At 67.7% G+C, this 18,528-nt stretch carries 17 protein-coding genes; all 17 read right to left on the reverse strand.

Translation table 11 applies throughout. The features are described 5' to 3' along the window. Positions 1-10: 10 nt before the first annotated feature. Positions 11-1,423: a S8 family serine peptidase gene (locus tag AC1DNG_RS10865; protein WP_476887326.1), complete on the reverse strand. Its 1,413-nt coding sequence runs from the start codon at positions 1,421-1,423 to the stop codon at positions 11-13. A gap of 66 nt (positions 1,424-1,489) precedes the next feature. Next, the gene (locus AC1DNG_RS10870) at positions 1,490-2,449 is read right to left on the reverse strand and encodes a Ppx/GppA phosphatase family protein (protein WP_476887327.1); all 960 of its coding nucleotides are present in this window, start codon (positions 2,447-2,449) and stop codon (positions 1,490-1,492) included. Beyond that, a complete protein-coding gene (locus AC1DNG_RS10875; protein ID WP_476856589.1) occupies positions 2,446-3,222 on the reverse strand; it encodes a DUF501 domain-containing protein in 777 nt (258 codons plus the stop codon). The genes AC1DNG_RS10870 and AC1DNG_RS10875 overlap by 4 nt, the downstream gene beginning before the upstream one ends. Positions 3,223-3,288: 66 nt before the next feature. After that, the gene (locus tag AC1DNG_RS10880) at positions 3,289-4,092 is read right to left on the reverse strand and encodes an FtsB family cell division protein (RefSeq protein WP_476856590.1); all 804 of its coding nucleotides are present in this window, start codon (positions 4,090-4,092) and stop codon (positions 3,289-3,291) included. 85 nt (positions 4,093-4,177) lie between these two features. Next, the gene (gene eno / locus AC1DNG_RS10885) at positions 4,178-5,458 is read right to left on the reverse strand and encodes a phosphopyruvate hydratase (RefSeq protein WP_018774732.1); all 1,281 of its coding nucleotides are present in this window, start codon (positions 5,456-5,458) and stop codon (positions 4,178-4,180) included. A 189-nt stretch (positions 5,459-5,647) separates the two neighbouring features. Then, positions 5,648-6,277, reverse strand: a complete 630-nt coding sequence (locus AC1DNG_RS10890; RefSeq protein ID WP_476856645.1) for a MazG nucleotide pyrophosphohydrolase domain-containing protein — start codon at positions 6,275-6,277, stop codon at positions 5,648-5,650. 121 nt (positions 6,278-6,398) lie between these two features. Continuing rightward, a complete protein-coding gene (locus AC1DNG_RS10895) occupies positions 6,399-7,565 on the reverse strand; it encodes an adenosine deaminase (RefSeq protein ID WP_243180079.1) in 1,167 nt (388 codons plus the stop codon). Between the two features lie 32 nt (positions 7,566-7,597). Next, complete coding sequence (locus AC1DNG_RS10900) at positions 7,598-8,332, reverse strand: DedA family protein (protein ID WP_476856591.1); 735 nt, start codon at positions 8,330-8,332, stop codon at positions 7,598-7,600. 156 nt (positions 8,333-8,488) lie between these two features. Continuing rightward, on the reverse strand, positions 8,489-9,124 hold the full coding sequence (locus tag AC1DNG_RS10905) for a DedA family protein (protein WP_476856592.1): 636 nt from the start codon (positions 9,122-9,124) through the stop codon (positions 8,489-8,491). 178 nt (positions 9,125-9,302) lie between these two features. Beyond that, positions 9,303-10,634: a thymidine phosphorylase gene (locus AC1DNG_RS10910; RefSeq protein ID WP_476856593.1), complete on the reverse strand. Its 1,332-nt coding sequence runs from the start codon at positions 10,632-10,634 to the stop codon at positions 9,303-9,305. After that, complete coding sequence (locus AC1DNG_RS10915) at positions 10,631-11,035, reverse strand: cytidine deaminase (RefSeq protein WP_476856594.1); 405 nt, start codon at positions 11,033-11,035, stop codon at positions 10,631-10,633. The genes AC1DNG_RS10910 and AC1DNG_RS10915 overlap by 4 nt, the downstream gene beginning before the upstream one ends. Positions 11,036-11,037: 2 nt before the next feature. After that, positions 11,038-12,354, reverse strand: a complete 1,317-nt coding sequence (locus AC1DNG_RS10920; protein ID WP_223914190.1) for an ABC transporter permease — start codon at positions 12,352-12,354, stop codon at positions 11,038-11,040. Further along, a complete protein-coding gene (locus AC1DNG_RS10925) occupies positions 12,351-13,751 on the reverse strand; it encodes an ABC transporter permease (RefSeq protein ID WP_476849112.1) in 1,401 nt (466 codons plus the stop codon). Before AC1DNG_RS10925 ends, AC1DNG_RS10920 begins: the two co-directional genes overlap by 4 nt. Next, positions 13,744-15,435, reverse strand: a complete 1,692-nt coding sequence (locus AC1DNG_RS10930; RefSeq protein ID WP_476856595.1) for an ABC transporter ATP-binding protein — start codon at positions 15,433-15,435, stop codon at positions 13,744-13,746. The genes AC1DNG_RS10925 and AC1DNG_RS10930 overlap by 8 nt, the downstream gene beginning before the upstream one ends. A 163-nt stretch (positions 15,436-15,598) precedes the next feature. Further along, positions 15,599-16,705, reverse strand: coding sequence for a BMP family lipoprotein (locus tag AC1DNG_RS10935; protein WP_476856596.1), 1,107 nt, complete (start codon positions 16,703-16,705; stop codon positions 15,599-15,601). A 309-nt stretch (positions 16,706-17,014) separates the two neighbouring features. Beyond that, complete coding sequence (locus tag AC1DNG_RS10940; protein ID WP_476856597.1) at positions 17,015-18,046, reverse strand: NADP-dependent oxidoreductase; 1,032 nt, start codon at positions 18,044-18,046, stop codon at positions 17,015-17,017. Continuing rightward, positions 18,043-18,474, reverse strand: coding sequence for an organic hydroperoxide resistance protein (locus tag AC1DNG_RS10945; protein WP_028277343.1), 432 nt, complete (start codon positions 18,472-18,474; stop codon positions 18,043-18,045). Before AC1DNG_RS10945 ends, AC1DNG_RS10940 begins: the two co-directional genes overlap by 4 nt. Between the last annotated feature and the right edge of the window lie 54 nt (positions 18,475-18,528).

Below are 18,528 nucleotides of genomic sequence, written 5' to 3' on the forward strand. Positions count from 1 at the left end.
CCTTCACTAACTATGACGGCTTGCTGGAGTCCACCGGATTGACGGCCTCGGGTTCGGCCTTGCCGGTCCCGCCCGGCCCGTCCGGGCCGTCCTTCGGCGGCGTGCGCATGGCGGCCCGCAGCTGGAACGCGGCGGCCACAACGATTCCCACGAGCAGGGCTCCGAAGCCCAGGACCACCGCGGCCGGCACGGCACTGTCCAGCTGGGACGGCTTCTCCGCGACGGGCACGGTCGCTTCGGGCAGGGTGGGGGCAGCGCTGGAGGGCGCGGGCTCCGCGGCAGAGGCAGTCGTGGCGAGGTTTCCGCGCCGGTGGACCCGGATCCAGTCCGAAATGGACCCCAGCGGATTGACTTTGGTTTCCGGGACATCGGCCTTGAGTGCGGCCTCGGCGTTCAGCACGCCGAAGCCGTAGAGCGGATCCTTCCCTGGCGCCCCGGCGTCCTTGGCCGTGGTGACGATCCGGTTGATGACCTGGCTGGCGGACATTTCGGGCCATTTGGAGCGAATCAGGGCCGCGACGCCGGACACGATGGGCGTGGCTCCGGAGGTGCCGGCCCAGTCGGCGTAGCCGCCGCCGGGCAGGCCGCCAACCAGGTCCTCGGCGGGAGCTGCGACGCCGATGCTGATGCCTTGGGAGGAGGAGTCGATGCTGGCCGCGCCCGTGCGGTCCAGGCCTGCAACCGTCAGGACGCCGGGGATGGTGGCCGGGGCGCCGACCTGGACGTTGCCGCCCACCCGGTTGCCCGCGGCGGCGACGATCACGACGTCCTTCTGTTCGGCGTAGAGGAATGCCGCGTCCCAGCTCTGCGGCCATTCCGGCGACGTGCTGCCGAGGGAGATGTTGATGACGCGGGCGCCGTTGTCCACGGCCCAGCGCACTGCCTCCGGGATCTGGTCCTGGTCGCTCTTGCCGCCCGGGTTGGCGGAACCGAGCCAGGTGGAGACGGACAGCAGCTGCGCTTCCGGGGCGACGCCGACAACCCCGTCAGGTCCAGCGGCCGGGCCGGCGGCAGGGCCAGTTGCGCTGGCGCTCGGTTTGGCGGTCGCTTCGGGCGCTTGGTGCCCCCGTCCGGCCAGCATGGTGGCCACGAGCGTGCCGTGTTCGGGTTTGGCGCCGATACTCTCCTGGCCGTTGGCCTTGCCGGCGCCGGAAATGTCCGCGCCGCCAGCGAGCACGCCGCCCAAATCCGGATGCCGGCCGTCCACGCCGCTGTCAATCACGGCGACCTTGACCCCGGCTCCCTTGGAAACGTCCCAGGCTTTGATGATGCCGGACTCGGCGAGCCAGTATTCCTTGTCCCGCCAGGAGTCGGCGTGGGCGGGTGCGGCCAGGGTCAGCGCCGCCGTGGACGCTCCGCCGGCGAGGGCCAAGGCCATCAACGCGGAGGCGGTCCGGCGGCGCCGGGCTGTTGCTCTGGTCATTCAGGTCCTATCGGCGGATGCACCAGCGGCACGGGCGCGCGCTGGGGCACGGCTGCTGGGGCGGGATCATCGGATGCTGAGGGCAATTCCGTCAAGAATATCGTGTTCGCTGCTCACGGCCGTGGTGATGCGCCCGCCGGTGACCTCGGCCAGGCGCTGCAGGACCCGCCGCCAGACCAGTCCACCGGCGCCGATCACGTCCACCCGCCCGGGGTGCATGTAAGGCAGCGCGGCCCGCTCCTCCCGGGTCATTTCGAGCAGCTCGGTGCAGGCTTTCCGGACCGCGTCCAGGTCCAGTTCGGTGCCGTGGATCGCGGCCGGTGAGTACTCCGGCAGGCGCAGCGCGTGCGCCGTGATGGTGGTGACGGAGCCGGCCACGCCGACGACGGCGGTGGCGCGTTCCAGCGGAACGGTTTGTGCCGCCTCGCTGATGGCGGCGTCGACGTCGGCCTCTGCCGCTGCGATCTGATCCGCTGTGGGCGGATCGCTGCGCAGGTGCCGTTCGGTCATCCGGACGCAGCCGACGTCGACCGAGCGGGCCGCGATGACGCCGTCGGCGTTGCCCAGCACGAACTCCGTGCTGCCGCCGCCGAGGTCCACCACCAGCACGGGGTCCTGCCCGCGGGAGGGCAGGACACTGCTGGCGCCGGCGAAGGACAGCGCGGCTTCCTCGTCGCCGGTGATCACCTCGGGTTCGACGCCGAGGATGTCGCGGATGCCGTCGACGAAAACCTGGCGGTTGCGGGCATCGCGGGTGGCGGAGGTGGCCACGAAGCGCACTTTTTCGGCGCCGTGCTCGCGGATGAGGGCAGCGTAGTCCCGGGTCGCGGCGAAGGTCCGCTCAAGCGCTTCCTGGGCCAGTTCACCTGTGGAGTCCACGCCCTGGCCCAGCCGGACCACGCGCATTTCCCGCACGATGTCGGTCAGCCGCGGCGTGGCCGGCCCTGTTGCGCCGCCTGCGCTCACATCTGCGATCAGCAGGCGGATGGAGTTGGTGCCGCAGTCTACGGCCGCGACCCGGGTCACTTGGACTCCCCCGTGCCGGTGGTACCGGCCGTCTCAGCAGCACCGGCGGCGGCGGCGTCGACGCGGGACTTGCGGACCGGTGCGGGCCGGCCCACGATCTCCGGCAGGCCTTGGGGGCCATGGCGGCTGAGGTCCCGGGACGGGGCCTCCCCGCCGGTGTCCCAGGCGCCTTCGCAGTAACAGCGCTCCACGGTCCACCATTCGGCGATGGCCGCGATCGATTCATCGCCCAGCGGGTTCACGCCCGGGCCGGCCGCCAGCGAATGCCCCACGAGGACGTGCAGGCATTTGACGCGGGTCGGCATTCCGCCGGCGGAGACGCCGTCAATTTCGGGAACGGCCCCGATGCCGGAGCGCGCGCCGATCTCGGCACGGGAGGCCAGATATGCCTCGTGGGCGGACCGGTACCGGGCCGCGAGGCCGGCGTCGGCAGCGAGCCGGTCGTTCATTTCGTTCATCAGCCCGGCGGCCTCCAGCCGCGATACCGCCGACGTGATCACCGGGTGGGTGAGGTAAAACGTGGTGGGGAACGGCGTACCGTTGCTGAGCCGCGGCGAAGTGGCGGCAACGAGCGGGTTTCCGCAGACGCAGCGTGCCGGGATTTCGACGACGTCGCGCACGGGCCGGCCCAACTGGCGGCTGAGGACCTCGAGATCGTGCGGCGACGGCTGGCGGGAGCCCTCCGGGGCGTCTGCCCTGTGCCGTGGTGCCGGGGCCTTGGCCCCGTCGTTGTTCTCGGCTGCTCGGTTCTGGTCCACTCGGTTCTCGTCCACGGGAGTGGCACCTTCCTGCCCTGTTCCGGATTGTCCGCGGGACAATCCCGGCGGCGGGCGCCGCTTCTAGTCTGTTGCCGATCGCCTGATGGACTCCCAGAGGGCGTCCACCCAGGGCAGGTTGGCCGGGTCTTGTGCTGATGCTGCACCCGCCGCGCCACCGGACTGCGCGGCAGGAAGATCGCTGCCGAATACCCAGTAGCCCGTCTCTCCGGGCATAACCATGTTAATGCGGTCGCGGGCCTGCTGTTTCACATAGTTGGGATCCTGCCACCGCGACACCTGGCGTTTGAGGTCCTCCTGCTTCGTCTGCTTGGCCGCAATATCGGCCTGCAGCGCCGCGATTTCGGCGCGTTTGTCCAGGAAGATCTTGACCGTGGGGGCCAGCAGGATGGTGATGGCAATCATGACGACGCCCAGGGCCAGCAGCCGGCCCGAGAACGCCTTGGCGGGCACGGGGTCCAGGGATTCGTCCGGACCCCCTGCGGCGGTCCGGTTCTGGGTCTTGCCGCCGGCCTTGCCGCCGGCCTTGGCGCCGGACTTGCCGCCGGACTTGGCGCCGGCCTTCCCGGCCGCCGGGCGGGTCTCGGGCTTTGCCGGTGCTCCTGCCGGGGCTGTGGCGGGACGGGCTCTGGCCGCAGATCCGGCGCCGGTGCTGCCCGGGGCCGGCTTGCCTGTGTGAGCTGACACCCGTGGCGGGGCAGGCGCAGCGCCGGCCGGCGCCGCCGCGCCGCTGCGGGCGCCGCCAAAGTCCGCCTGGATCACCTCGCCGCCGTCGGCTGCTGCCCCCAGACCCGTGGCCGCAGGCTTGGCTGCAGCAGCCTTGGCGGCAGGCGTAGCCCGGGGAACATTGGGGCGTCGGGTTGCCATGTCACTCCTTCAAAAACGGACCAAAAAAGAACCGGTGGCCATGGTCTTTCAACCATAGCCACCGGTTACCGGTTTTCGCGGCTAACTAGCCCTTGAAACGCGGGAACGCGCTGCGGCCGGCGTACCGTGCGGCGTCGTCGAGTTCCTCTTCGATGCGCAGCAGCTGGTTGTACTTGGCCACGCGCTCGGAGCGTGCCGGGGCACCGGTCTTGATCTGTCCCGCGTTGGTGGCAACGGAGATGTCAGCAATGGTGGTGTCCTCGGTTTCGCCGGAGCGGTGTGAGGTGATGGTGGTGTAGCCGGCACGCTGGGCCAGGGAAACGGCGTCCAGGGTCTCGGTCAGGGAACCGATCTGGTTGACCTTGACGAGCAGCGAGTTCGCGGTCTTGGTGTCAATGCCGCGCTGCAGGATGGCCGGGTTCGTGACGAAGAGGTCATCGCCCACGAGCTGGACCTTGTCGCCGATGGTGTCGGTGAGGGTCTTCCAGCCTTCCCAGTCGTTCTCATCCAGCGGGTCCTCGATGGACACGAGCGGGTAGTCGGCCACGAGCTCGGCGTAGTAGGCGCTCATCTCGGTGGCGGAAAGTGCCTTGCCCTCGAACTGGTACGCGCCGTCCTTGAAGAACTCGGAGGAGGCGACGTCCAGGGCCAGGGCGATGTCCTTGCCCGGGGTGTAGCCGGCGTTCTTGATGGCTTCCTGGATCAGGTCCAGGGCGGCACGGTTGGACGGCAGGTTCGGCGCGAAGCCGCCCTCGTCACCCAGGCCGGTGGACAGGCCCTTGGCCTGCAGGACGGACTTGAGGTTGTGGTAGACCTCGACGCCCCAGCGCAGGCCTTCGGAGAAGGTCTCGGCGCCGATCGGGACGATCATGAATTCCTGGATGTCCACGTCGGAGTCGGCGTGTGAGCCGCCGTTGAGGATGTTCATCAGGGGCACGGGCAGGACGTGCGCGTTGGGCCCGCCCAGGTACTTGTACAGCGGCAGGTCAGCGGAGGCGGCGGCGGCGTTGGCCACGGCCAGGGACACGCCCAGGATGGCGTTGGCGCCGAGCTTGCCCTTGTTGGGGGTGCCGTCCAGGTCGATCATGGCCTGGTCGATGCTGCGCTGGTCGGTCGCGTCGAAGCCGGTCAGGGCCGGGGCGATCTGGTCGATGACCGCGTCGACGGCCTTCTGGACGCCCTTGCCGAGGTAGCGGCCCTTGTCGCCGTCGCGAAGTTCAACGGCCTCGTGCTCGCCGGTGGAAGCGCCGGAGGGAACTGCTGCGCGGCCGATCTGGCCGTCCGAGAGCAGGACTTCAACTTCTACGGTCGGGTTGCCACGGGAATCGAGGATTTCGCGGGCGTGGATGGCATCGATAAGCGCCATGGATATGCTCCTTTGGGTGAAGCGATCTGCAGGGAATCTGACTGCTTGGACTCTGGCTGTACATCAAGCGGAAAAGCCGACGTCGTCGTCGCTACTAGCGTAGTCGAGAGCGGGATAAGTTACGGAAACCTATCCAAACCCCGGACGTCATGATGGTGCCGCTACCGTGCCGACTCTAGTCTGCCAGCGCTATTGTGCCGATGGCCGGGAGCCGGTGCTGTCCTGGAACCGGCGCAGGGCGCCGCGGAGGGCGCGTTCGGCGTCGAGCCCGCCGGCCCGGGCAGCGGCCACGATCCCGAACAGCAGGTCGCCGAGTTCCTCCTCGGCGGCCGGGAGGTCGACGGCGGTTCCGACGGCGGTTTCGCCGGCGGTTTGGCCGGCGGTTTGGCCGGTGGCCGCTGCCATACCCGCGCGTTCGGCGCGGTCCAGGAGCTTTTGGGCCCGCGCGAGGGCCGGCAGCGCGGCGGGAACCCCGTCGAAGATGTGGCCGCGTTCGGGCCTCTCGGCCTTCTTGACGGCGTCCCATTTCAGGACGATCTCCTCCACCGTTGCCGGGAAGGAATCCTGCAGCGAGCCGTCGGGCCGGAACACGTGCGGGTTGCGCCGGATCATCTTGGCCTTCAGGCCCCGGGCGACATCGCCCAGGTCAAAGGCGCCGCGTTCCTCGGCGAGCCGGGCGTGGAGCACCACCTGCAACAGGACGTCCCCCAGTTCAGACTGCAGTTCCGCGTCGCCGGCGCCGGTCTCGATGGTCTCGGCCACTTCATAGGCCTCCTCCAGGAGGTACTCCACGAGGGACTCGTGGGTGAGGGCACCCATCCAGGGGCAATGCTCGCGCAGGGCCGCTATCATCCCCAGCAGCTCCCCGACCTCGCAAGCTCGGCCGGGGACCCCTGCCGCTGTGGGCCCAGCGAGCCCCTGGACGGGTGATGTGTCCTCGTTAGCCAAGATCGGAGTAGGCCTCGTTGATGTATTCGACCAGGGCTTCCTTCTCCTCGAGCGGCAGGAAGGCGGCCTCGGCCGCGTTCAGCGTCAGCTCCAGCAGGTCATCGAGGTCGTAGTCGAACGTCTCAACCAGGAGTTCGAACTCGTCGGTCAGCGTCACGCCGCTCATGAGCCGGTTGTCGGTGTTGATGGTGACGTTGAAGCCGAGCTGGTAGAGCATGTCCAGCGGGTGGCTTTCGATGCCCTCACCGAAGCCGGCAATGGCGCCGGTCTGCAGGTTGGAGGAGGGGCAGATCTCCAGGGCGATGCCACGGTCCCGCACCCAGCTGGCGAGCTCGCCCAGGGTCACCATGCCGATGGTGTCGTTGACGGAGTCGTCGAAGCCTTCGGCGTCGGCGGCCTCTTCGTCCTCTTCGAATTCGATCGTGACGTCCTCGGCGATCCGGACGCCGTGGCCCAGGCGCAGGGCCCGGCCGTCGACGAGGGCCGACTGGATGCTTTCCAGGCCGGCGGCTTCGCCGGCGTGGACGGTGGCCGGGAAGTTGTGCTGGGCCAGGTAGGTGAAGGCGTCCTTGAAGCGGGACGGCAGGAAGCCGTCCTCGGCGCCGGCGATGTCGAAGCCGACGGCACCGTTGTTGCGGTGGCGGACGGCCAGTTCGGCGATCTCCTGGCCGCGGTCGGCGTGGCGCATGGCGGTGATGAGCTGGCCCACCTGGATATCGCGGCCGGTCTCTGCCACGGCGTCCACTCCAGCTTCGAGGCCGGCCTGCACGGCTTCGACCACGTCGTCCAGGCTCAGGCCCTTCTGCAGGTGCTGTTCGGGCGCCCAGCGCACCTCGCCGTACACGACGCCGTCGTCGGCCAGGTCTTCGACGAATTCCTTCGCGACGCGGAACAGGCCCTCCTTGGTCTGCATCACGGCGATGGTGTGGTCGAAAGTCTCCAGGTAGCGGACCAGGGAGCCGGAGTCGGCGGATTCCCGGAACCACTCCCCCAGTGCAACGGGGTCCGTGGACGGCAGCGTGTGGCCGACGGCCTCAGCAAGTTCAATGATGGTGGCCGGCCGGAGTCCGCCGTCCAGGTGGTCGTGAAGGGAAACCTTGGGAAGGCCCTTCAGGTCGAAGTCGAGGTCAGGGGCAGCGTCAGGAATAGTCTCAGTCACGTTCCAACCATAGGGTCGCCGGGCGCCGGAAGCTACTTTCCGGACGCTCCGGACTCAGCGGACGGACCGGCCAGCATCGTGCCGTGCAGCTCGGAAGCACGCTCACCGGAGGCGGGTTCGTTGACGTATTCGGTCTCGGACGGGACCGGACTGGTGTCGTGGCGGCCCAGGCGCTTGTGCCACCAGCGCAGGAGATGGTCGATGAGGACACCGAGCACAATGGCGAATACCACCGCGATGCCCGCGCTGAGCAACGGGTTGTGGTGCAGCCACGGGAAGGAACTGGCCAGGACGCCGATGCCGATTGAGTAGGCCACCCACGTCAGGCAGGCAAAGCCGTCAAGGAAGAAGAACCGGCGGTGCGGAAACGCCGTCGTGCCTGCCACGTAGTTGACGGCGACACGGCCCCACGGAATGTACCGGGCGGTGAAGATCAGGACGGCGCCGCGCTTTTCAAGTTCGTAGTGGGCCCAGCCGAACACCTTTTGGACCTTCGGTTTGCGCATCCAGCGGAACCGCTCGAGGCCAATCTTGCGGCCCAGCATGTAGGCCATGTTGTCGCCGGCCATGGCTCCCACGAGGGCGGTGAGGCCCAGGATCCACAGGTTGGGCTGGCCGCTGTGCACGGAGTACGCCGCCAGGGCAACGATCAGGGTCTCGCTGGGGACCACCATCGCGAAGCCGTCCACGAAGAAGAAAACCAGCAGGAGGGGGTAGATCCACCACTGGCCAGCGGCATGGAGCACGGCCTCGTTAATGAACTCCATGCAGGTGGTGCTCCTTGATGACTGGGAACGGACAACTAAGCCGTATCGTACTCGCGATGACAGTGGGTAGAACCATGGACGAAACTTTGCACGACGTGCGGCCAACAAACGTGACCCAAATCGCTCCTAAGTGTCCCATGGGCGGGCCCAATCCGCCTAGGACTCGGCGGGCGGCACGGAATGCGTCGGTTCCTCCGGTGCGCGGCCGCGCACCCTGCTGATCACACGGTCCAGGACGACGCCCAGGACGATCGCGCAGACGATGGCAATGGCCGCGCCCAGCACGTGGTTTTCCTCAAACCACGGACCAACAGTCAGTCCGATCCCCACCGAGTAGCTGGCCCACAGCAGCGCCGAGAGCACCGTCAGACTGACGAATCTGCGCCACGGGTAGTGCGTGGCGCCGGCGGTCAGGTTTACGGCCACCCGCCCGATCGGGACGAAGCGCGCCACAAGGATCAGTGAGGCAGGCCGTTTCCGCAGTTCCCGGCCGGCCCAGCGGAAGGCCGCCTGCATGCGCGGGCCGCGCTGCCACGCCCAGCGCCGGATTCCGGTCCCGCGGCCGATCAGGTAAGCCATGTTGTCGCCCACCAGGGCCCCTGCGGCAGCCGTTGCGACCAGGAGCAGAGGGTTGGGGACGCCCGCAGTGGCGGCGACTGCAGCCAGGCCCACCACCACCGATTCGCTCGGAATCGGGGGGAAGAACCCGTCGATCACGCAGCAGGCGAAAACCAGGACGAGGACCCAGGGTTGCCCTGCGGCGGCGAGGATGAAGTCATTGATTGCCTGCACAGCTTCCTAACGCGCGGCGGGGCCAGATCTATCCAAGCGCAGGCTCGGCCGGGGCCGGGCCTGCGCTTGACGGGTACTGCTGTGGAGTCAGTGTAACGCCGGCTCCGGCCGCCGCTGCCCTCTCCCGTACGGCTGTTATCCCCAGGGTTTGGGCACCGTAAGGGATAGGGCAACGGGCTTAGGCGATGCGGTCGATGATGAGCTTCTGGGCGGGCCGGGAGCCCTCGGGGGCGATCACTGCGGCGTGTTCGAGCGCTTCCTTGGCACGCTCGAACTTCTCCGGTGTGTCCGTGAGCAGGGTCATGAGCGGTTCGCCTGCCTTGACTGTGGCGCCGGGCTTGGCGTGCATCCGCACCCCGGCACCGGCCTGGACCTGGTCCTCCTTGCGGGCGCGCCCGGCACCGAGCCGCCAGGCAGCGACGCCGACGGCCATCGCGTCGAGCTCCACCAGGACACCGTCGGCCGGGGCGTAGATGACCTCGGATTCCTTGGCGACCGGGAGCTTGGCGCGCGGGTCTCCGCCCTGGGCCTCGATCATCCGGTTCCAGACGTCCATGGCCCGGCCGTCCCGGAGTGCTGCCCGGGGATCGGCGTCGCGGATGCCGGCGCACGCCAGCATTTCCTCCGCGAGCCGGACGGTGAGTTCGACGACGTCGTCCGGGCCTCCGCCGGCGAGGACCTCCACGGATTCCTCGACCTCGATCGCGTTGCCCGCGGTCAGGCCCAGCGGCGTGTTCATGTTGGTGAGCAGGGCCACCGTGTTGACGCCGGCGTCCTTGCCCAGGGCCACCATGGTTTCGGCCAGTTCGCGGGCGCGGGCCTCGTCCTTCATGAACGCGCCGCTGCCCACCTTGACGTCGAGCACCAGCGAGCCGGTGCCTTCGGCGATCTTCTTGCTCATGATCGAGGAGGCGATCAGCGGGATGGCCTCCACTGTCCCGGTGACATCGCGGAGCGCGTAGAGCTTCTTGTCCGCCGGGGCCAGCCCGGCGCCGGCCGCGCAAATGACCGCGCCGACGTCCTGGAGCTGGGCCATCATTTCCTCATTGCTGAGGGCCGCACGCCAGCCCGGGATGGCCTCGAGCTTGTCCAGGGTGCCGCCGGTGTGGCCGAGGCCGCGGCCCGAGAGCTGCGGCACTGCCACGCCAAACACCGCTACAAGCGGAGCCAGCGGCAGGGTGATCTTGTCCCCGACGCCGCCGGTGGAGTGCTTGTCCGACGTCGCCTTCACGCCGCCGTCGGGCCGCCGCAGGCTGGAGAAGTCCATCCGCTCGCCGGAGGCGATCATGGCCGCCGTCCAGCGGGAGATCTCGGCCCGGTCCATGCCGTTGAGCAGGATGGCCATGTTCAGGGCGGCCATCTGTTCGTCGGCGATGGCGCCGCGGGTGTACGCGTCGATTGTCCAGTCGATCTGGGCCGGGCTGAGCACACCCTTGTCCCGCTTGATGCGGATGATGTCGACGGCGTCGAACGCTTCACTGTTGTTGGGGTTCTGTGTCGTTTGTGTCACCGGGGTTCCTCCAGGTGTTGGGGGCCAAAGGCATCGGGAAGGACCTGGTCCATGGTCTTGATTCCCTGCGTGGTCATGAGCTCCATGTCCGGAGCCCGGAATTCGTAGAGCAGCTGGCGGCAGCGCCCGCACGGCATGAGGACATTCCCGCCGGAATCGACGCAGTAGAAGGCGCGCAGCAATCCCCCGCCGGTCATCTGCAGGTTGCCCACCAGGGCGCACTCGGCGCACAGGGTCAGCCCGTAGCTGGCGTTTTCGACATTGCAGCCGCTGACGATCCGCCCGTCTCCGGTGAGGGCCGCGGCCCCCACCGGAAACTTCGAATACGGCGCATAGGCGTTCTTCATGGCGGACACTGCCGCGGCTTCGAGTGCAGCCCAGTCGACGTCGATGCTGTCCATTCTCAGCCCTTGATGTACGGTATGCCGTCAGCGGCCGGCGGCCGGGAGCGGCCGACGAGCCCGGCCACGGCAAACACGGTCACCACGTACGGCAGCATGGCCATGAACTGGCTCGGCACCGGGGTGCCGATGATCGTCACGATGCTCTGCAGGTTGTCGGCGAAGCCGAACAGCAGCGCGGCGAAGAACGCCCCGATCGGGTTCCAGCGGCCCAGGATCATGGCGGCGAGGGCAATGAAGCCGCGCCCGCCGGAGATTTCCTTGGTGAAGCTGTCGATCGCCACGAGGGTGAAGAACGATCCGCCGATCCCGGCGACGGCGCCGCCGAGCGTGACGTTCCAGAAGCGGGTCGCGTTGACCTTGATGCCCAGGGTGTCGGCCGCCTGCGGGTGCTCGCCCACGGCACGGACGCGCAGGCCCCACTTCGTCTTGAACAGTGCGACCCAGATCACGATGACTGCCACGTACATCAGGTAGCCCACCACGGACTGCTTGAAGAGGATGGGCCCGATCACGGGGATGCTGGACAGGACCGGGATATCGATGATGGGCAGCTCGGCGGGCGAGTTGTACTTCTCCGGATCGGACTGCATCACGGTGGTGAACAGGAAGCCGGTGAGCCCGGAGACCAGGACGTTGAGCACGACGCCGACGATGATCTGGTTGACCACGTACTTGATGCTGAACACTGCCAGCACCACCGACACAAGGGCGCCCGCCACGGCCGCCGCAAGCAGGCCCAGGTAGGGGTTGTGCGTCAGGCTGGCGACGAGCGCGGCCGTGAAGGCACCGCCCAGGAGCTGGCCTTCGATGGCGATGTTGACGACGCCGGCGCGTTCGCACAGCACACCTGAGAGGGAGCCGAAGACGATCGGCACGGCGAGGGTCACGGATCCGGCGATGAGGCCGGCCAGCGAAATACTGGGGGTCCGGGCGCCGCCCACCACCCAGATCAGGAAGGCGACCACGAACACGACGGTGAACACGGCCGGCACCCAGCGCGGGGGCCGCCGGTTCGCTCTCGCCTTCAGGACCAGGGCGTAGCCCGCGAGGCCCAGCAGGATCAGGGAGAGCACCATGCCGGACAGGAATGCGGGTACTTCGATCGCCGGGAGCTGGAAGAAGTCTCCGCTGGATGAAACGCCGAACTTGGCGTTCGCCTGCGGGCCCAGCAGTCCGAAGAAGATGAACGCTACGGTGGCCAGCACCGCAAGCGTGACCGGCAACTTCCAAGTCACGGGCTTGGCGGACACCGTCGGCCTGTGGTTCTTCTCCGGCTGGGGTTTTCCTTCAACGGGCGAGGTTGCTGTTGTGCTCATGCGGCACCTCCGGTGGTTGCGGCCTGCTTGGTTTTGCCGGCGGTCGCGGCCTTCTTCTTGCGCGGGTTGAGTCCGAAGATCGCCCGGACCAGCGGCGGCGCCGCGATGAACAGGACGATGAGTGACTGGACCACGAGCACGATGTCGATCGGAGTTCCGGTCTGGATCTGCATCTGGACAGCGCCTGCGCGGAAGGCCCCGAACAGCAGGCCGGCGGCGAAGGTGCCCCATGGCGAGGACCGTCCCAGCAGCGCGACCGTGATCGCGTCAAAGCCGTAGGTTGCCGCGACACCGTCGGTCAGGACCTTTTCGGTGCCCGCCACCTGTGCCACGCCGGCCAGGCCGGCCAGGCCACCGGCAATGGTCATCACCAGGATGGTGGCCCGGGAGACGTTGATGCCGGCGGTCAGGGCTGCCTTGGGGTTGGCCCCGACGGCACGGAATTCGAAACCGAGCGTGGAGCGGTTCAGCAGCCACGAAACAAACACGGTGGCCGCGATGGCCAGCAGGAATCCCAGGTGCAGCCGGTACTGGCTGCCGAAGATCAGCGGGTACGCGGCGCTGGGGTCCACGATGGGCGATATCGGCGTGTCCGCCCCCGGACGCTGGAACAAGTCAGTGTCGAGCAGGTAGCGCAGGAAATAGAGTGCGATGTAGTTGAACATGATGGTCACGATGACCTCGTGGGCGCCGGTCCGGGCTTTGAGCACGCCGACGATGCCGCCCCAGACGGCGCCGCCGATGACGCCGGCCACCAGGACCAGCAGCAGGTGTATCCCCAGCGGCAGGTGCAGCGCGAAGCCGACCCATGAGGCGAGGATGCCGGCCATGATGATCTGGCCCTGCGCACCGATGTTGAACAGGCCCGCGCGGAAGGCCAGGGCGACGCCGAGGCCGGCGGTGATCAGCGGGGTGGCGATGGTCAGCGTCTCCATGAGGGGGGCGAACTGTCCGGCCACGCCGTTCCCGCGGGGGTTGAAGACCGCGCCCTGGAAGAGGGCGACGTACGAATCGGTGGCGGCGGACCAGACGGCGATGAGGAAGTCACTGGGCCGGGCAAAGAGATAGCCCGCCGTGGTGCCGACAACCTTGTCCGTCATGGCGATGAGCAGGCCGCCGAGGATCAGTGCGAGCAGCACCGCCAGGATGGTCACGATGCCGTTGCCGGTGAAGATCTTGCGCAGCAGCGACTCCTCTTCCGGGGCACCCGGAAGAGCTCCGCTCTGGGTCGAGACCGGAACGGCCGATGGCTGGTGGGCGCCGCCCGCGGTGTCCAGCGAGGTGACGAAGTCTGCATCGTCCTCGAGCGGTTCAGGCTCCACGTCGGTGGCCTGCGATGCCGGAAGCCGGTCCGGGTCCGGTGCGGCCGCGGACCGCGGCTCGGTGTTCTCACTCATGGGGGTCTCCTACGGCGCCGGAGCCGGGCTCCTGCACGGACGGGGCGGCGGGGGCCGGGTTCATGGCCGGCTTCGTTGCGGGGTTTTCGGCCGGGGTGCCGGCCGGGTTTTCTGCTGCGTTCGCGGCCGGGTTTTCAGAAAGGGATCGGGCCGAGTGCCTGCCTGCTGCGTCGGTCTGGGCCTCGTCCGGGGAAACGCCGGCCATCATCAGGCCCAGGACGTCACGACCGGTGCCGGCCGGGACGATCCCGACCAGCCGGCCCTTGTACAGCACGGCGATCCGGTCGGCGAGTTCAATCACCTCGTCCAGTTCGGTGGAGACGATCATGACGGGCGTGCCGTGGTCCCGCTCCGCGACGATCCGCTTGTGCAGGAACTCGATGGAGCCCACGTCCACGCCGCGGGTGGGCTGGGAGGCGATGAAGAGCCGCAGCGGCCGGGAGAGCTCCCGGGCCATGACGACCTTCTGCTGGTTGCCGCCGGACAGGGTGCCGGCTGCCAGTGAGCCGGACGGGGTGCGGACGTCGAATTCCTCGATCCGGGTCTTGGCGTTCTCCAGGACCTTGGCCGGGCTCATGCTGATGCCCTTGGCGAACGGCGCCTGGTCGTAGCGGTCCAGGATCAGGTTCTCGGCGATGGAGAACGTGCCAATCAGCCCGTCGAGGGAGCGGTCCTCCGGGACGAACCCGACGCCGGCGTTGAGGACCTCCTTGACGCTGCGGCCCACGAGTTCTTCGCCGTCGAGGGTGATCGAGCCGTGGACCCGCTCGTGCAGGCCGAGGATGGCTTCGGTCAGCTCGGTTTGGCCGTTGCCCTGGACGCCGGCGACGGCGAGGATCTCGCCGCGGGCGATTCCGAAGCTGATCCCGTCCACCACGTGCTGGCCGTTGGGGGCGATGACCGTGAGGTCCTTGACCTCGAAGGTGGTCTCCTGCGGATTCGCGGGAGCCTTGTCCAGGGTCAGGCTCACGGCCCGGCCCACCATCATGGAAGCCAGCTCGGTGGTCGAGGCGCCGGGATCGGCCGAGCCCACTACCTTGCCGCGCCGGATGACGGTGATGGTGTCCGAAACGGCCTTCACCTCACGCAGCTTGTGGGAAATGAAGACGATCGAGGTGCCGTGGCTCTTGAGCTGGCGCATGATGTCCAGCAGTTCATCGGTGTCCTGCGGGGTCAGCACGGCCGTGGGCTCATCGAGGATGAGCACCTTGGCGTCGCGGACGAGTGCCTTGATGATCTCCACGCGCTGCTGCACGCCCACGGGGAGGTCTTCGATCAGCGCGTCGGGGTCGACGTCGAAACCGTACCGGTCCGAGATCTCCCGGATTTTCCGGCGGGTGTCATCCAGGTCCAGGAATCCGCCGGTCTTGGTGGTCTCCGCTCCCAGGGCAACGTTCTCCGCGACGGTGAAGACGGGGACCAGCATGAAGTGCTGGTGCACCATGCCGATGCCGGCCGCCATGGCGTCGCCGGGGCCGCGGAACGTGACCGGTTTGTCGTCGATTAGGATTTCGCCCTCTGTGGGCTCGTACAGTCCGTAGAGGACGTTCATCAGCGTGGACTTGCCAGCGCCGTTCTCACCGAGCAGACAGTGGATCTGCCCGGGTTCAACAACCACATCGATGTGATCGTTCGCTACCAGGGAGCCGAAGCGTTTGGTAATGCCCTTGAGTTCAAGTTTCAAAACTCTGACCAATCTCGAGGTGTCCGGACGGCTTGGTCCGGACGCGTAGGGGCGCTGCAGCACCAGCTTAGTGCCTGGGATCTGAGGCACTAAGGGCCGCAACGAAAAGCGCCACAGCCCGTGCGGTGGTGACCGGACGGGCCGTGGCGCTTAGCGGAGGAAGTTAGGCTTTCGGGCTGGCTGCGGATTCAACCTTCAGCTTGCCGTCGGCGATGTCCTTCTTGATCTGGTCCAGGTCGGACTTCAGTTCGGCCGAAACCTGGGAATCCATGTCGTGGAACGGGGCAAGCTGGACGCCGTCGTTCGCGAGGGTGCCAACGTACGGCTTGTTGGTGAACTGGCCGTCCTTGTCCTGCTTGACGACCGTCTCGACGGCCTCGCCCATCTGCTTCATGACGGAGGAGAGCATGATGTCCTTGTAATCCGGTGCCGTGAGGTAGCCGTCGGAGTCAACCCAGATGAGCTTGACGTCCTTGCCTGCTGCCTTGGCTTCCTGCAGGGCCGCGCCGGCACCCTTGCCGACCGGACCGGCGACGGGCATGACGATGTCTGCGCCCTGGTCCAGGAAGTTCTGGGTGAACTGCTTGCCCTTGTCCTGCTTTTCGAAGTCACCGGTGAAGGAGCCGTCCTGCTTGGCCTTGTCCCAGCCGAGAAGCTTGACGTCCTTGCCCTTCTTCTCGTTGTAGTACTTCACACCGTCGGCGAAACCGTCCATGAAGATGGTGACCGTGGGGATCTTGATGCCGCCGAACGTGGCGACCGTCCCGGTCTTGGTGGTGCCGGCTGCGAGGTAGCCGGCCAGGAATGCTGCCTGGGCGGTGTCGTAGATGATCGGCTTGACGTTGGCGACCGGGGTGTCATAGCCGAAGTCGATGATGGCGAAGTGCTTGTCCGGGTTCGCGGTGGCCTGGGACTTGGTGGCGTCGCCGAGCAGGAAGCCGACCGTGATGGTCAGGTTGCAGCCGGCGGAGACCATGGCGCGCAGGTTCGGTTCGAAGTCGTTGTTGGTCTTGGACTCGGCCTGGTTCATCTCGATGCCGAGATCCTTCTTGGCCTTCTGCAGTCCCTCGTAGGACGACTGGTTGAACGACTGGTCATCGAATCCACCCGAGTCGGACACGATGCAGCCCGTGTAGTTGCTGGCGGTGTTGGTGGCGGTGCTGGCCTCCGGGGCAGCTCCGCAGCCGGTCAGCAGGAGTGCAGCCGCGCCCGCGGTGGCAACGCCGGCCATTGATCCGCGCTTAAAGGTGGCACGCAGAGAGTTCTTCAATTTTCCTCCAGGAAGAAAGAGTAGGCGCTACGACGGAAGTTCAATGAGTGTCTGTCTGCGGTGTTCCGCTGATCTCTGTTGTCACTGATGGATTTCGCAGCACTGCGCCGAGGCGCACTTATGCAAGCTACTGTAGTGGCCTGCGCCACGTCCCGATAACACACGTCCCGGCGAATGCCCAGATTGTTGAGAACTTGTTACCTAGAGGTAGCCGGTGCCCGCCGCGACCACAGACGCCTCCGGCGCCGGTCCCCGCAGGAACCGGCGCCGGAGGCGTATGTGGCGGCACGGCGATTGCCGGGTGTCCGGCTACAGCCGCACGAGCATCTTGCCGGTATTGGCGCCGTCGAGCAGGTCCATGAAGGCCTGCGGGGCGTTCTCCAGCCCGTCCACCACCGTCTCGTCGTAACGGACCGTTCCGTCGGCCAGCCAGCCGGACATGGTCTCGACGAACTCGGCCATGTGCTGCCAGTAGCCGCCCACCAGGAAGCCCTTGAGCGTCAGTTGTTTGCCGATCGCCAGCATGAGGTTCCGCGGTGCCGGCGTCGGTTCGGTCGCGTTGTACTGGGCGATGGCCCCGCACATGGCCACCCGGCCACCGACCGTGAGGGCGGACAGCGCGGCTTCGAGGTGCTCGCCGCCGACGTTGTCGAAGTAGACGTCGATCCCGCGCTCACCCGCGGCCGCGGCGAGCTGTTCCGCCACGGGGCCGTCGTGGTAGTTGAACGCGGCATCGAAGCCGAGTTCGAGCAGGCGTGCCACCTTTTCCGGCGAGCCGGCGCTGCCGATCACCCGGGACGCGCCCATGGCCTTGGCGATCTGCCCGACGAGCGAGCCGACCGCGCCGGCGGCGCCGGAGACGAACACGGCGTCGCCGGGCTTGAATTCCGCGACCTTCAGCAGTCCCGCGTAGGCGGTCAGCCCGGTCATGCCGAGGGCGCCGAGGAATGCTGACGCGGGGGCCAGATCGGTGCGCGCCACCGTGGTGGCCGCGGCATCGACGACGGCGTATTCGCGCCAGCCGAGGCCGTGCACCACCGTGTCGCCCACAGCGCGGCCTTCGGCCCGGGACGCGATCACTTCGCCGACGGCGCCGCCGTCGAGGGCGGTATCCAGCGCAAACGGCGCGGAGTAGGACTTGACGTCGTTCATGCGTCCGCGCATGTACGGGTCCACCGAGATGAACAGGTTGCGGACCAGGACCTGGCCGTCCTGCAGTTCGGGCAGCGCCGACTCGGCGAGGCGGAAGTTCGCCGGGACGGGGCGGCCGTGGGGGCGGGACGCCAGCTGGATCTCGCGGGTGGTGGCGGGAAGGGTGAGAGTTTCGGTGTTGTTGCTCATGCGGCTACCTCCAGGATGGTGATGTCGACAGTGATGTTGCCGCGGGTGGCGTTGGAGTACGGGCAGATCTGGTGGGCCTTGGCCACGAGGGCCTCGGCCGTGTCCCGGTCCACGGCGGGCAGGGCGATCTCAAGTTCGGCGGCCAGACCGTAGCCGGCACCGTCCTCGAGAGCGCCGAAGTGGATCTTGGCGGCGACGGCGGAGTCCGTCAGGTCGGCGCGCTCCTTGCGTCCCACCAGGCGCAGGGCGGAGTGGAAGCACGCGGCGTAACCGGCGGCAAAGAGCTGTTCGGGGTTGGTGCCCGCGCCGTCACCGCCGAGTTCGACCGGGCTGGCAAGGGTGACGCTCAGCTTGCCGTCCTTGCTGATGGCGGTGCCGTCGCGGCCTTCGCCTGAGGCCAGGGCCTCTGCTGTGTAAAGGGTCTTCATGGTGATTCCGTTCTGTCGGCGGGAAGAAGGGGTTCAGCGGGGAACTCGCCGGAA

The sequence above is a fragment of the Arthrobacter sp. 01T425 genome, from assembly GCF_056398725.1.